Origin of the sequence: Rhizobium sp. BT03 (assembly GCF_030053155.1) — a bacterium.
Classification (GTDB): Bacteria; Pseudomonadota; Alphaproteobacteria; order Rhizobiales; family Rhizobiaceae; genus Rhizobium.
On the sequence record NZ_CP125642.1, the window covers coordinates 44889 to 58289 of the forward strand.

Annotated in this window: 14 protein-coding genes; 9 read left to right on the forward strand and 5 right to left on the reverse strand. The window is 60.3% G+C overall.

Going from position 1 to position 13401, the window contains the following annotated elements; genetic code table 11:
• Positions 1 to 64 precede the first annotated feature (64 nt).
• Positions 65 to 886, forward strand: a complete 822-nt coding sequence (locus tag QMO80_RS25005; protein ID WP_283201033.1) for a bifunctional allantoicase/(S)-ureidoglycine aminohydrolase — start codon at positions 65 to 67, stop codon at positions 884 to 886.
• Between the two features lie 193 nt (positions 887 to 1079).
• On the opposite strand, the gene QMO80_RS25010 is transcribed toward QMO80_RS25005, so the two are convergent.
• The 4 genes from QMO80_RS25010 to QMO80_RS25025 all read right to left on the reverse strand — a co-directional run bounded on the left by QMO80_RS25010 (position 1080) and on the right by QMO80_RS25025 (position 3397).
• A complete protein-coding gene (locus QMO80_RS25010; RefSeq protein ID WP_097629070.1) occupies positions 1080 to 1370 on the reverse strand; it encodes a ribbon-helix-helix protein, CopG family in 291 nt (96 codons plus the stop codon).
• 150 nt (positions 1371 to 1520) lie between these two features.
• Positions 1521 to 1841, reverse strand: coding sequence for a hypothetical protein (locus tag QMO80_RS25015; protein ID WP_283201034.1), 321 nt, complete (start codon positions 1839 to 1841; stop codon positions 1521 to 1523).
• A 736-nt stretch (positions 1842 to 2577) separates the two neighbouring features.
• Positions 2578 to 2769 (reverse strand): hypothetical protein, encoded by a 192-nt coding sequence (locus QMO80_RS25020; protein WP_283201035.1) that lies wholly within the window; start codon positions 2767 to 2769, stop codon positions 2578 to 2580.
• 289 nt (positions 2770 to 3058) lie between these two features.
• A complete protein-coding gene (locus QMO80_RS25025; RefSeq protein ID WP_183854798.1) occupies positions 3059 to 3397 on the reverse strand; it encodes a hypothetical protein in 339 nt (112 codons plus the stop codon).
• A 658-nt stretch (positions 3398 to 4055) separates the two neighbouring features.
• On the opposite strand from QMO80_RS25025, the gene QMO80_RS25030 reads away from it, so the two are divergent.
• From QMO80_RS25030 to aspA, 5 genes are all read left to right on the forward strand, one after another.
• On the forward strand, positions 4056 to 4769 hold the full coding sequence (locus QMO80_RS25030) for a FadR/GntR family transcriptional regulator (protein WP_283201036.1): 714 nt from the start codon (positions 4056 to 4058) through the stop codon (positions 4767 to 4769).
• A 52-nt stretch (positions 4770 to 4821) separates the two neighbouring features.
• On the forward strand, positions 4822 to 5529 hold the full coding sequence (locus tag QMO80_RS25035) for a FadR/GntR family transcriptional regulator (RefSeq protein WP_283201037.1): 708 nt from the start codon (positions 4822 to 4824) through the stop codon (positions 5527 to 5529).
• Between the two features lie 225 nt (positions 5530 to 5754).
• Positions 5755 to 7224 carry an amino acid permease gene (locus tag QMO80_RS25040; protein ID WP_283201038.1) on the forward strand — a complete coding sequence of 490 codons (1470 nt, stop codon included), beginning with the start codon at positions 5755 to 5757 and terminating at the stop codon, positions 7222 to 7224.
• 73 nt (positions 7225 to 7297) lie between these two features.
• On the forward strand, positions 7298 to 8401 hold the full coding sequence (locus tag QMO80_RS25045) for an asparaginase (RefSeq protein ID WP_283201039.1): 1104 nt from the start codon (positions 7298 to 7300) through the stop codon (positions 8399 to 8401).
• A gap of 100 nt (positions 8402 to 8501) precedes the next feature.
• Positions 8502 to 9929: an aspartate ammonia-lyase gene (gene aspA, locus QMO80_RS25050; protein WP_283201216.1), complete on the forward strand. Its 1428-nt coding sequence runs from the start codon at positions 8502 to 8504 to the stop codon at positions 9927 to 9929.
• Between the two features lie 40 nt (positions 9930 to 9969).
• Here the strand turns inward: aspA and QMO80_RS25055 are convergent, their stop codons facing one another.
• Positions 9970 to 10899: a TauD/TfdA family dioxygenase gene (locus QMO80_RS25055; RefSeq protein WP_283201040.1), complete on the reverse strand. Its 930-nt coding sequence runs from the start codon at positions 10897 to 10899 to the stop codon at positions 9970 to 9972.
• Positions 10900 to 11197: 298 nt separating this feature from the next.
• Between QMO80_RS25055 and QMO80_RS25060 the strand changes: the two genes are divergently transcribed.
• From QMO80_RS25060 to QMO80_RS25070, 3 genes are all read left to right on the forward strand, one after another.
• Entirely contained in the window at positions 11198 to 11605 is a 408-nt protein-coding gene (locus tag QMO80_RS25060; RefSeq protein ID WP_283201041.1) for a carboxymuconolactone decarboxylase family protein, read from the forward strand.
• A 344-nt stretch (positions 11606 to 11949) separates the two neighbouring features.
• Positions 11950 to 12375: an Rrf2 family transcriptional regulator gene (locus QMO80_RS25065; RefSeq protein WP_283201042.1), complete on the forward strand. Its 426-nt coding sequence runs from the start codon at positions 11950 to 11952 to the stop codon at positions 12373 to 12375.
• 194 nt (positions 12376 to 12569) lie between these two features.
• On the forward strand, positions 12570 to 13337 hold the full coding sequence (locus QMO80_RS25070; RefSeq protein WP_283201043.1) for a nuclear transport factor 2 family protein: 768 nt from the start codon (positions 12570 to 12572) through the stop codon (positions 13335 to 13337).
• Positions 13338 to 13401 lie beyond the last annotated feature (64 nt).

The window sequence follows — 13401 nt, forward strand, 5'->3', positions numbered from 1 at the left end:
GTTGCCTAACGGGTCGGCGGCGCATAAAGCAGATGCAGAGACACCTGCCTGGAAAGCCGCATCAATGGACAAGACAGAGTATTTTTCGAAGCTCGGCGGATTGCCGCCGCAGACCCAGTTGCTTTCCGGCAGAGCCGTTTTCACCACGGCTTACGCGGTCATCCCCCGCGGCGTCATGAGCGATATCGTCACGAGCCTCCTGCCGCATTGGACGGGAACGCGGGCATGGATTCTTTCCCGCCCGCTCTCCGGCTTTTCCGAAACCTTCTCGCAATATATCATGGAAGTTCAGCCGGGCGGCGGAAGCGACCGGCCGGAGCCGGACAGCCGCGCCGAGGCAGTGCTCTTCGTGGTCGAAGGCGGCATGACGGTGGAGCTCGAAGGCGTCAGCCATACGCTGCGCGCCGGTTCCTTCGTCTATATTCCCGCCGGTTCGGCCTGGCGCCTGAAGAACGACGGCTCGGCCGCAGCAATCTTCCACTGGGTTCGAAAGGCGTTTCAGGAGGTCGAAGGGCTGGAGCTGCCGCCGGCGATCATCACCCATGAGGACGACCATCCGATCCGGGCCATGCCGGATACCGACGGCCGCTGGGGCACGACCCGCTTCATCGATCCGGCCGATGTGCGCTACGACATGCACGTCAATATCGTCACGCTGGAACCGGGCGCCGTGATCCCCTTCATGGAAACCCATGTCATGGAGCACGGGCTCTATGTGCTGGAAGGCAAGGCCGTCTATCGCCTGAACCAGGATTGGGTCGAGGTCGAGGCCGGCGATTTCATGTGGCTGCGCGCCTTCTGCCCGCAGGCCTGCTACGCCGGCGGCCCCGGCCGCTTCCGCTACCTGCTCTACAAGGACGTCAACCGGCACGTGAAGCTCTGGTAGCGTCGGTCGCCGGAACTTCGTTCCGCAAGCAACGACGATAAAGCCTTGTGTTCGGGGCCAAGCGGACGCCGGTTCAAATAGGAAGTTATAGGGATTATCGTTTCATGCCGCCGACGCGACACATCTGATAAGTTAGTGTAAAGGGCGTCTAAAACTCTGTCGCGATTCCATGTCGAGCCCAGACGTGGCAAGGTTATGCCGATCCGCCCAACTCGCCATCCTCGTCCAGCACATGCCCGGACAGGAAGCTGTTCTTTACCATCCACTCCCTGATGATGTATCTCATCACGTCTTCCCGTGTTTGCCCGAGTTCGCCGGCGAGGTCTCGCAAGACTTCATCAACATCGTCTTCCATAGAAACAGTCGTCGCATTGCGCAGCCGGAGTGCCGCTCGCCGAAGCATAATCTGCAGATCAGAACGCGGGATGTCCGCGATCCGGTCCGCTGCATCCTGGAGAAGCGTGGCGGCGTCGGACGATGTCATCATTGTGCGCTTCCCTACGTTCCTCACCAACCGCATGCGCTAAAGGTGCCGCCTGTCTCTTTGGAGAGCGGAATCTGTCGGAAATCGCGCGCTTGATAAAAGCGACTGTCGAAAGATGACCGAGACTGGATGAGGTTTGCGAGAAGTAACTTAACGAGTCTGCTCAGGCGCCGGTAGACGACTGACCACAACGACTGGTCCGATTCCTTGTATCAGTTTGCGATTCTTTTCGAACTCCGCGGAGGATTTCGAGGACAGTGGTGTTTTTCCAAAGTGCCGGCTGAGTTCGATAGTAAGGGCGGCGGGCGAGGTCATTCCATCATTGTAAAGCTTGAACAGCAATTTGACGGCGATGTTGTAACATTTGGGATCTTCGAGGCTACTTGTGCAATCGTATCCTGCGTTGTCGAGTACGCCCTGCAATATAGCCATGTCAGAAGTCCGAACAGACAGGTGGAGATTGGAAGACATGCTGCCCTCCTTAATTTTGGGGCGAAGGGAACCGTCAGCCTCCACGCAGTAGCGCCCGGGTAAAAAGCTACTGAAGACCTATCCTGCGCCTAATCAATGCGGCTGGCAAATTAAATATTTGGGATGAGCAGAAAGCGATCAAGATTGTGCTTTGCAATGCGCCGCGGACATTTAAAAATACTTATCAATCTCCTGCTTCTACGTGACTAGCGGTCGGTTGCCGCTCTGTTTGCCGTCCTTGTTCAGGCCTGCAGGACGCAACGCGCTCTCGATCACGTCCTGAATTGCGTTCGAAGCCATCTCATCTCTCGCGCATATCTGGATCTTTTCTGCCGCGTCATCCGGTCTGACGCGTATTTCGAAGGATGGGCGGCGAGATCTCTTTCATTTAATCATCTTGGTCCGCGCAATAGGGCCACTCACCACATGTGTGCCGCCCGGCCTCCGAATGAAGTGGGTGCAAGGAAGATTCCGTCAGCCTATACTCAAGCCGGAGCAATGGTGCTATCACCCGACAGCATGCCGGCAATCGCGCCTGTAATTGGCATGGTCGCTGCAGGATAACCATGGCGCGGCATCTCCATATCAGCGAACACGACGATGGTTCGGCATTCCTCGCTCAATCGCCTCACGGGGTCATCAAGTTCTTTCCGCAGGGGCGTCCGGCTCGGGTTGCGCTCCCTTCGTTTTCCCATGATGCCAAAGCCTCAGGATCGGCGCCCATCTTCCGCCGCCTCTAAGAGGGGTAGGCGGGCACCCGGATCGTCGCTGCCCTGATGCGCCGGACTACCATCACCTCTTCGCGACGGTCGCCATTTTCCGAAGCAACGAGATCTGTCGTCGCGTAGTCCGCTCGCTTGAGGATGGACAGCAGCCGCCAATTCTCGTCGCGTTTCGCAGCAGTTTCAGTTGTGATGATTACTACCATAACCATCCCTTAAAAATTATAATGATGACGGTGAAGCTCGCCGGGATGGAAGCCCTGAATACGAAGTTGCCGTCTTACGACCAATTCCCCGAAAGACCTGGAACTCGCGCTGGCAGTGATTGTCGACCGGCAGATGATCTGCATTCAGCAGGGCCCGATCGATAGAATACTGGCGCGAGGCGAGCCTGCCGGTCTGGTCTTGCTCAAGTTGACAGAGGACTTGCGCAACCACTGCTTCCACCAAGATCTGATACAGGCTTCGATCCGATTAGAGCGCTGAGCCACCCGCCTAGGCACGCCTCTCAGCTTCCCGAGTGGCGATCTTCATGCTGTGATCGCTCCGCGCCTGCTTGAGTTCACCCATTGTGGGAAGTTCCCGGACAGCCAGACTCATATCTTCGGTCTCAGCGTTTCGGCGTTTTGTGAAATGATGCCGCGGCTTCTTTGCTTGACGGAGTTCGTCAGCTGCCCGCGCTTCCTCAGGTTGCGCGGCGAGGTCGGTGCGTGCGGCGACGGCATGGGCGATCAATTCCTTTGCGGAGGGATTACCATGCGGGCGCCTGCCGTTGGCGCCAAAGTCGTGGCGGTCACTGGCGATAAAGGGTTTGGCGTTGTTATGCCTCGACATTTGCTGCCTCCTTTTTTTATTGTGAATTGGCGAGGCCACCGTGCTGGCCTCCTGCTTGTCTAGCATGGCCGGTGAAGTCGGTGTGTATTTCGTTGTAAAAACCGATCTAAGGAACTTCCAAGAGGTCATGCTTTTAGAATAACACAATAAAATGTCGGAATGGTTTTATTGTTCAAGTATTTTACCTGGATGTCTTTTCGGTCACCATTATAAAATTATAAAAATATTTACGCCCGGAAATTGGTCCCGATAAGGTATTTGTAGAATTGTGTCCCAGTTCGGGCTTCCCGATCTGTCGGTGAAATTCACCCGCGGGCGATTACACGATCGCGCAGGATGAGGAGCCGATCGAGGGCCTGTCGTGGCTTGCCTACCGTGGCGTCGCGACCTACATCTTCTGCCCTCGATTGCTGAGGGGAGCCGCTTGCGCAGCGTGTCCGAATCGAGTCGACGGCTCGCTGATCTCTTGGCGGCGACGAATGCGACGCAGGAGCCGTTCCGATAAATGCATGGCCTGCCACGCCAGAGCGCTTCCGCTATCTGTTCTAAAAGGCCGTCAACCGCAACTTCGCGTACCGCGCCGAGATGCTGACAGCGCCTTTTCCGCGCACTTGTCCGGTTGCTTGACAGCTCTTTCGAATGCCCGCATCGTCCTTCGATGCAGGATATGGATTCATGGTTGTCGGCGAAGAAAGAGATAAGCCGAAGAAACGCTGCCGAGGCGGTCTTTGAAGATCTCCGCACGGCGATTGTTAGTCGGAAACTGGCGCTCGGAACCCGTCTTCCCGCGGAGGTGCAACTCGCCGAACGTTACGGCATCAGCCGGGCGATCGTGCGTGAAGCGCTCCGCTCGCTGCAGACGCTGGGCTTCACACAGACCAGAACCGGGCGGGGCACCTTCGTCGTTTCGGAAAGCCCGGCGCGGCAGCTCGGCGGCGGCGCCTATTCCGCCCGCGATCTGATGGAGGCGCGCCCGTGCATCGAGATCCCGGCTGCGGGCTGGGCCGCATTGCGGCGCTCGAACGAGCAGCTGGCATCGCTCACATCCTTGTGCAACCGGATGGACGAGGAGGAGGACGTCCAGATATGGGTGCGGATGGACGCTGAGTTTCACGGAGGGATCGCCGAAGCCTCCGGCAATGCGATCTTCGGGAAGGTCGTTGCCGATGTCCGCGGGGCGCTTTCGACGCAATCGGAACTGGTGGAGCATGTTCGCGGCCGGCGTAAAGCCTCCAACGCCGAGCACCGCCGCATTCTCCAGGCCGTAGCCGCAGGCAGCGAGGCGGATGCGCGGGCAGCCATGGCGGAGCACCTGCTGGAGGTCAAGCGGTCCATTATCGGCATTGCCGGTGAATCGCCGCTGACGACATGATTTTCAATTTCGCGCCCGGACGTCCGGGGCTCTGCCGATCGAAGACAAAGCGATGAACGATCTAGAAGACTGGCTATCCGACTCCGCGATCCTCAGTCGAAAAAGCGCCTCGGAACTGGTCTTCGAGGAGCTGCGCAATCTCATTGCCTCCGGCCGCTTTGCCGCCGGTTCGAAGCTGCCGTCGGAAGCGAAGCTTGCGGCAAAATACGGCGTCAGCCGCCCGATCGTGCGGGAAGCGCTGCGCTCGCTGCAGATTTTGGGGCTGACGGAGACGCGAACGGGAAGCGGAACCTATGTGCTCGCAGCTGGCGGCGGCGGAGATATCCGCTACGGCGATTATTCGGCGCGTGATCTGATGGAGGCGCGGCCCTTCGTCGAAGTATCCGCTGCCGGCTGGGCGGCGCTGCGCCGAAGCGATGACGAGCTGTCCCGGCTGCTTCATCTTTGCGACCGGATGGAGCAGGAAGAAGATACCGAGGCCTGGGTGCGGCTGGATTCGGATTTTCACGGACTGATCGCCGAGGCATCGAAGAATACCGTCTTCCGAGACATCGTCGATGACGTCCGCGAGGCGTTGGCGCAGCAATCCGGGCTGCTGACCGCCTTGGGGCCGCGCCGCCAGGAATCGAATGAAGAGCATCGCGCCATCGTCGAAGCCATCCGCATAGGGGCGGAGGCCGAAGCCCAGACGGCAATGGAAATTCATCTCAGGAAGGTCGAGGCGGCCGTCAGCCGCATCATCGGCGCCGAGCCGCGCTAAAGTCGGTCGCGCAGCGTAGGGAAGCGACGTCGTTCAGCCCCCGGACACTGCCTTTCCACAGGCCGGCGGTGACGCATCCACAAATAGCAGAGTGAAAATCCTTGACTGCAGGGTGGTTTTTCCTTTAATCGCCAAACCTGTCAGACCGCATAGCAGATTAACATCTTTTGTGAATCTGCGCGGAGGGGTGGCCGGGAGGTTGCCGAACCCATGGAGGGAGGAGAAATGACAGTCATGCAAAATAGAAGCGAGGCCGAAGGCCAGGTCTTTGCCGAGGAGGATCTCGGCTACCACAAGGCGCTGAAGCCGCGGCAGATCCAGATGATCGCTATCGGCGGCGCCATCGGCACGGGGCTGTTTCTCGGCGCCGGCGGCCGGCTTGCCGCTGCCGGGCCGGCCCTTGTGCTGGTCTATGCCTTGTGCGGCTTTTTCGCTTTCCTCGTTCTGAGGGCGCTCGGCGAACTGATCGTCCATCGCCCGACCTCGGGCTCGTTCGTCTCTTATGCCCGCGAATTTTACGGTGAAAAGCTCGCCTTCGCGGTTGGCTGGATGTATTGGCTGACCTGGGCGATGACGGCGGTCGCCGACGTCACTGCGGTCGCCCTCTACATGAATTTCTTCAAGGCCTATGTCCCCTGGATCGCGATGATCGATCAGTGGGTGTTTGCGCTGGTGGCGCTGGTCCTCGTCCTCTCGATGAACCTTCTGTCGGTGAAGGTCTTCGGTGAACTGGAATTCTGGTTCAGCCTCGTCAAGGTCCTCGCCCTGGTCGTCTTCCTGATCGTCGGCGTCTACTTCGTCGTCACCGGCACGCCGATCGACGGCCATGTTCCGGGTCTCAGCACGATCACCGATTTCGGCGGCATGTTCCCGAACAGCATCCTGCCGGCCCTGGTGGTGATCCAGGGCGTGGTGTTCGCCTATGCCTCGATCGAACTGATCGGCACCGCCGCCGGTGAAACCGAAAATGCCCGCAAAGTCATGCCGCGGGCGATCCGGACGGTCGTGCTGCGCCTGGTGGTCTTCTATGTCGGCTCGGTCCTGCTGCTGTCGCTGCTGCTGCCCTATACCGCCTACAAGGGCGGCGAGAGCCCGTTCGTGACCTTCTTCGGCAAGATCGGCATCCAGGGCGCCGACGTCGTCATGAACCTCGTGGTGCTGACGGCCGTCCTGTCGTCGCTGAATGCCGGCCTCTATTCGACCGGCCGCATCCTGCATTCCATGGCGGTTTCCGGCTCGGCGCCGGCGGCGCTGGCGAAGATGAACCGATCGGGCGTGCCCTATGTCGGCATTGCGGTGACGGCTGTCGTGACCGCCTTCGGAGTCGTGCTGAACGCCGTCGTTCCGGCGGAGGCCTTCGAAATCGGCCTGAATGTCGCCGCCCTCGGCATCATCGCCGCATGGGGCGTGATCGTGCTCTGCCAGCTCAAGCTGTGGCAGCTGTCGCGGCAGGGCAAGCTGGCGCGGCCTGAATTCCGGATGTTCGGCGCGCCTTACACCGGCCTGCTGACCCTGGGCTTCCTCGCCGTCGTCGTGATCCTGATGGCCCTCGACTATCCGGTCGGAACCTACACGGTCGCTTCTCTGGCCCTGATCGTTCCGGCGCTGGTGGTCGGCTGGCTGCTGATGCGTGAGCGCATCTACATGCTCGCCGCCGAACAGGGCGAGGACCGCGGCGGTTTCGATCTCGCCTGACACCGATCGACAATCGAGGCTTGCCCCGGCGGACGCATGTCGCCGCCGGGGTGCGGCATGAATGGAGAGAGACATGACCCCGAGTGAGGATTTCGTCGTCACCGAACGTGGCGGCATCGTCGAGAACAGTCATCGCGTCCACGCGGCTGTCGTCGATGCAAAGGGCGGGCTGCTTTACGCGCTTGGAAATCCCGAGCGTATGACGCTTGCCCGCTCCGCCGCCAAGCCGGCCCAGGCGCTTGCCATCCTGGAGACGGAGGGCGTCGAGCGCTTCGGCTTCGACGATGCGGATATTGCGCTGATGTGTGCGTCCCACAGCAGCGAAGAGCGGCATATCGCGCGCACGCGAACCATGCTGTCGAAGATCAAGGCCGAGGAGGCCGACCTTCGCTGCGGCGGTCATCCTTCGCTGTCCGAATCGGTCAACCGCGCCTGGATCAGGCAGGACTTTGTCCCGACAGCCGTCTGCAGCAATTGCTCGGGCAAGCACGTCGGCATGCTTGCCGGCGCCCGGGCGATCGGAGCAGACATGGAAGGCTACCACCTGGCGGATCATCCGATGCAGGGGAGGGTCAAACGCACCGTCGCCGAACTCTGCGATCTTGATGTTCGGGATGTTGAATGGGGGATCGACGGATGCAATCTCCCGACCCCGGCCTTTCCTCTGGACCGCCTGGCCCGGATCTATGCCAAGCTTGCCGCGGCAGCGGATGGCGGCGGGGCGGGCGAGGGGCTGTCGGCGCGGGGTGCGGCACTGGCCCGCATCTTCCATGCAATGGCACACCACCCTGACATGGTCGCGGGCGAGGGGCGCTACTGCACGGCGCTGATGCGCGCATTCGACGGCGCCCTCATCGGCAAGCTCGGCGCCGATGCCAGCTACGCGATCGGCGTGCGGGCCTCGGATGAAACCCGGCGATTGGGGACGGACGGTGCGCTCGGCATCTCGGTCAAGATCGAGGACGGCAATCTCGAAATCCTTTACGCCGTCGTGACGGAGCTTCTCGAGCGCCTCGGCATCGGTACGCCTGAGATCCGCAGTCGGCTCGCGCCGTTCCATCATCCCCAGCGCGCGAACACGATGGGTGTTACGACAGGCGGCGTATCCTTTCCGTTCAAGCTGCACGGATCGAAGGCGGACGGTGACGATCCTCGTCTTGCCGCCCTGGCCCGATGACGTCTGCGGACGCGGCTATCCTGCCGCGTCACCAGCCATTCTCGTCTTCAGCCTGCCGCCGCAATGCGTGCCCGCAGCGTCCCACTCGAAAGTTCCCGCCATGACGACATCCGATATCACGACAATCCGCGTTGAGCACGACCTGATCGGCGATCGCGACGTGCCGGCCTCGGCCTATTACGGCGTGCATACGCTGCGCGCGGTCGAGAATTTTCCGATTACCGGTCAGACGCTGAAGGAATCGGCGGATCTGATCGCGTCGCTCGCGGCGATCAAGCAGGCGGCGGCTCATGCCAATGTTAGCCTCGGCCTTCTGGATCAGCAGCGCGCCGATGCGATCATCGCGGCCTGCGTCGAAATCCGCGACGGCGCATTGCACGACCAGTTCGTCGTCGATCTGATCCAGGGCGGTGCGGGAACCTCGACCAACATGAACGCCAATGAGGTGATTGCCAACAGGGCGCTTGAAATCCTGGGCCATCGCCGCGGCGAGTACCAGCACCTGCATCCGAACGAGCACGTCAATCTCTCGCAATCCACCAACGACGTCTACCCGACGGCGTTGAAGCTCGCCGCATGGATCGGCGTTCACCGTCTCGTCGACGCCATGGCGATCCTGCGCCTGGCATTCGAGGCCAAGGCGGTCGAGTTTGCCGACGTCCTGAAGATGGGCCGCACCCAGTTGCAGGACGCCGTGCCGATGACGCTCGGCCAGGAGTTCGGAACCTATGCGCTGATGCTGGCGGAAGACGAGGCGCGCCTTTCCGAGGCGGTCTCGCTGATCCGCGAGATCAATCTCGGCGCGACGGCGATCGGTACCGGCATTACCGCCCATCCGCGTTATGCCGCGCTGGTACGCGAGCGCCTCTCCGAAATCGTCGGCGTCGATCTGGTGACGTCACCTGACCTGGTGGAGGCGACACAGGATTGCGGCTCCTTCGTGCAGCTTTCGGGCGTTCTCAAGCGTGTGGCGGTCAAGCTGTCCAAGACCTGCAACGACCTGCGGCTTCTGTCCTCGGGGCCGCGGGCCGGCTTTAACGAGATCAATCTGCCGGCGCGCCAGGCCGGCTCCTCGATCATGCCCGGCAAGGTCAACCCTGTTATCCCTGAAGTGGTCAACCAGGTCGCTTTCGAAGTGATCGGCAATGACGTGACAATCACCATGGCCGCGGAAGCCGGTCAGCTGCAGCTGAACGCCTTCGAGCCGGTGATCTTCTACAGCCTCTATCGGAGTCTCAGCCACCTGACCAATGCCTGCCTGACGCTCGAGGCGAATTGCATTCAAGGCATTACTGCCAATCGCGATCGCCTGCGGCAGACGGTCGAGCAATCGATCGGCATCGTCACGGCGCTCAACCCCTATATCGGCTACCGCAACGCCACGGAGGTTGCGCTGGAAGCGCATCATTCCGGACGGGGAGTCTATGAAATCCTTCTCGAACGCGGCCTGATGCAGAAGGAGCATCTCGATGCGGTGCTGCGCCCGGAAACGCTGACCCGGCCGAGCGAGAAGCTGTCCTTCTCGTAAGGCATGCGGCGCATTTTGCTTCCGGGCGACACTCAGGCGATCACGCCGCCTTTGCTTGCGGCTTGGCAGCCTTGACGTGGGTTATGCTGCGGCGGCCGTCGATGCTGACGGGGACATCGCCGTCGACGGTGGCGCGGCGCACGACCCGGTGCCGGTCGCCATAGTCGTTGACGGCATAGTGCTGGGTGGCGCGGTTGTCCCAGATCGCGACATCGCCGGCCCGCCAGCGCCAGCGCACGGTATTTTCCGGGGCCGTGACGTAGGACTGGAAGACCTCGTAGAGTTTCGCGGAGTCGCTCTTCGACAGGCCGACAAGGCGCTGGACGAAGTTGCCGAGCAGCAGCGATCTTTCGCCGGTTTCCGGATGGACACGGACAACAGGATGCTCGGTCTCATAGATGGTCGAGGTGAAAACCTCCTCGAAATGCTTCTTCTCTTCGGCGGTGGCGCGAGGGCGCACGGCGGCATAGTCATAGGCATTGCTGTGAATGGCCCACAAATTCTCCGCCAGCAGTTTGAGCGGCGCCGGCAGGCTTTCGTAGGCGGCATGGGTGTTGGACCAGATCGTGTCGCCGCCGGCTGCCGGAATGACGACGCCGCGAAGCACGGAGAATTTGGGATAGGCGTCGACGAAGGTGACGTCGGTGTGCCACTGATCCGCCCTGCCGCCACCGCGGCTGGAGTCGAGATTGAGGATGGAAGCCGTGCCGGAGGCCGGTCCCTGGGTCGGGTGCGGCACGAGATCGCCGAGGCGGCGTGCGAAAGCTTCCTGTTCGGAATCGTCAAGATGCCCCTGATCGCGGAAGAAGATGACCTTGTGCTTAAGGAGAAGCTGGTTGACGGCTGCTACCGTTGCATCCGAAAGCTCTCCGCCAAGGCGGATGCCTTTGATTTCGGCTCCGACACGGCCGGTCAGCGGGACGACATCGGTGTCGGGAATGATCTGATTGACGAGAACCGGATTGCTCATGGAAATCTCCTGTTGATATTGGATGAACTCGGCAGGTCACATGCGCCCAAGGATGCATCCATCGGGCGTTCGAATTCTCAGCGCTGAAGTCGACAGGGCTATGGAACCGTATAATCTACAAAATCTGTAGACAATAATTTCTAATTTTGCCCGTTTTCGTGAAACAGCCGCTTCGATTTCCTCGCCGGCGGGGAGGCTGGCAGCCGTTGCCGTTTCTTCCTATCTTCCGCAGGCGGCGTCGGATCGCCGAGCAATATCATGCTGAGGCCGTAGATCGGCGCGCGGAAAGGAACTTTCGATGGCAACAGTCAAACTCCTGTCGGACCAAGAGGCCGCCGCCATTCCGGCCGTTCAAGCCGTGTTCGACGATATCAGGGCGACACGCAAGACCGACTTCATCAACAATTTCTGGCGTGCCCTTGCCAACGATCCCGCAAATCTCAAGCGGGTGTGGGAGACGCTCAAATCGGTCATGACGGTCGAAGGCGCCATCGATCCGCTAACGCGGGAGATGATCTATATAGCGGTATCGACGGCCAATGCCTGCCAGTACTGCATTCAATCCCACACCGCCGCCGCCCGCGCGCGGGGCATGACCGATGCCCAACATGGCGAGCTCCTGACGATCGTCGGGCTTGCCGCGCAGACGAACCACCTCGCTCTCGCCATGCAGGTGCCGTCCGACCCGGAATTCGAGGTGCGATAGGAAACGACGGGCTCGGCGCGCGCTTTGCGGGTCTCTATCGCCATTGTCGGTCTTCCAGGATCACAGGATCGCAATTTACTGTTTATTAACGATTTGGCACCGGCGAATATCGGCGGACTCTACCAGGTTCAGCGGATTTTTCGTCGCCTCAAAGGTGTTGCTGTCGTCGGTCTATAGCGATCAACGGTCACCCTGCGGGCTACATCGAGACCACCGGAGACATCCACGCTGCCGACTGGCGCGATCCTCGCGGGGGGCGCTTCGATACCCGTGCCCTGAAAGGCTCGTTACTTGCTCTTCCCCTTATGTGTGCTTATATCGCGCACATATAAGGGGAACCTCCCATGAATACCCGTTTCGCGGTCGCCACACACATCTTAACGTTTCTACAAACCCAGCAAGGCCGTCCTGCATCGTCAGAACTCATTGCGTCGAGCGTCAACACAAATCCAACGCTCATTCGACGTCTTCTGTCGCAGCTTTCCAGGGCGGGTTTGACGACCTCGCAAATGGGAACCGGCGGCGGGGCTCTGCTCGGCCGGCCAGGTGACGCGATCACACTGCTCGACGTGCACAAGGCCGTGGACGAGGACCTCGCCATTTTTCCTCTGCACCAGGAGCCCAATCCGAAGTGCCCGGTGGGTCGCAATATCAGGGCGGTACTGCGCGGCCGTGTCGCGGCGGTCGAGAAGGCAATGGAAGTGGAACTTTCCCGTACGACGATTGCCGACCTGGCCGCCGATATCGCGGCCGCTGCGCCAGCGGTTTAAAGCGCAGTTCGATTATTTTCGTTGGGAGATCTTTACATTAAAGTGTGACAGATATAGATACACATAATGTGTTACAGGAGTGGTTACATATTATGAAGCTCAAGTTCTCCCGCCGCCATCTCGTCGCGATGACGGCAATCCTCCCTCTCGCTAGTGCGCTCGCCGCCAGTTCCGCCTACGCAAAGGAAGCCAAAATGACTATGCAGGAAAAACAGGTCGTCGATCTCCTCAAGGCTATCGAAACCGGCGCGGCCGAGCCGGTAGGCGTGATCAATCCCGGGAAATACACACAGCACAATCTCGGCGCAGCCGATGGATTGAAGGGCTTCGGCGAACTCCTCGCCGCCCTACCCAAGGGATCGGCCAAGGCGAACACCGTGCGGGTGTTCCAGGACGGCGACCTTGTCGTCGCCCATACGGATTACAATTTCTTCGGACCGAAGGTCGGCTTCGACATCTTCCGCTTCGAGAATGGCAAGATCGTCGAACATTGGGACAATCTGCAGGAAACGGCCGGCCCGAACCCCGGCGGCCACACGATGGTCGACGGCCCGACCGAAATCAAGGATCTCGACAAGACGGACGCCAACAAGAAGCTGGTCGCCGCCTTCGTAGACGACATTCTCGTCAACGGCCGCATGGAGAAGCTTGCGGGATACTTCGATGGCGACAACTACACGCAGCACAATCCGCAGATCGGCGACGGCCTTTCGGGGCTCGGGGCGGCCCTGAAGGCGATGGCCGAAGCAGGCATCACCATGAAGTACGACACAATGCACAAGGTTCTTGGCAAGGGCGATTTCGTGCTCACGGTCAGCGAAGGCAAATTAGCCGGCAAGCCGACATCATTTTATGATTTGTTCCGCATCGAGAACGGCAAGATCGCCGAGCATTGGGACACGATCGAAGCCATTCCGGCAAAGGCCGATTGGAAGAATCAGAACGGCAAGTTCGGGTTCTAAAAGATTCAGTGCGTGCGAGGACAATGTCCATGACTGAATATGACTACGTCATCGTCGGTGCTCG

What these genes read in the sequence shown, in the direction of transcription:
- QMO80_RS25070 (WP_283201043.1), top strand. Translation starts at nt 12,570, where the DNA reads ATGACTATGCAGGAAAAACAGGTCGTCGATCTCCTCAAGGCTATCGAA.
- QMO80_RS25020 (WP_283201035.1), bottom strand. Translation starts at nt 2,769, where the DNA reads ATGGTAGTAATCATCACAACTGAAACTGCTGCGAAACGCGACGAGAAT.
- QMO80_RS25065 (WP_283201042.1), top strand. Translation starts at nt 11,950, where the DNA reads ATGAATACCCGTTTCGCGGTCGCCACACACATCTTAACGTTTCTACAA.
- QMO80_RS25015 (WP_283201034.1), bottom strand. Translation starts at nt 1,841, where the DNA reads ATGTCTTCCAATCTCCACCTGTCTGTTCGGACTTCTGACATGGCTATA.
- QMO80_RS25010 (WP_097629070.1), bottom strand. Translation starts at nt 1,370, where the DNA reads ATGACATCGTCCGACGCCGCCACGCTTCTCCAGGATGCAGCGGACCGG.
- QMO80_RS25035 (WP_283201037.1), top strand. Translation starts at nt 4,822, where the DNA reads ATGAACGATCTAGAAGACTGGCTATCCGACTCCGCGATCCTCAGTCGA.
- QMO80_RS25060 (WP_283201041.1), top strand. Translation starts at nt 11,198, where the DNA reads ATGGCAACAGTCAAACTCCTGTCGGACCAAGAGGCCGCCGCCATTCCG.
- QMO80_RS25055 (WP_283201040.1), bottom strand. Translation starts at nt 10,899, where the DNA reads ATGAGCAATCCGGTTCTCGTCAATCAGATCATTCCCGACACCGATGTC.
- aspA (WP_283201216.1), top strand. Translation starts at nt 8,502, where the DNA reads ATGACGACATCCGATATCACGACAATCCGCGTTGAGCACGACCTGATC.
- QMO80_RS25025 (WP_183854798.1), bottom strand. Translation starts at nt 3,397, where the DNA reads ATGTCGAGGCATAACAACGCCAAACCCTTTATCGCCAGTGACCGCCAC.
- QMO80_RS25045 (WP_283201039.1), top strand. Translation starts at nt 7,298, where the DNA reads ATGACCCCGAGTGAGGATTTCGTCGTCACCGAACGTGGCGGCATCGTC.
- QMO80_RS25005 (WP_283201033.1), top strand. Translation starts at nt 65, where the DNA reads ATGGACAAGACAGAGTATTTTTCGAAGCTCGGCGGATTGCCGCCGCAG.
- QMO80_RS25040 (WP_283201038.1), top strand. Translation starts at nt 5,755, where the DNA reads ATGACAGTCATGCAAAATAGAAGCGAGGCCGAAGGCCAGGTCTTTGCC.
- QMO80_RS25030 (WP_283201036.1), top strand. Translation starts at nt 4,056, where the DNA reads ATGCAGGATATGGATTCATGGTTGTCGGCGAAGAAAGAGATAAGCCGA.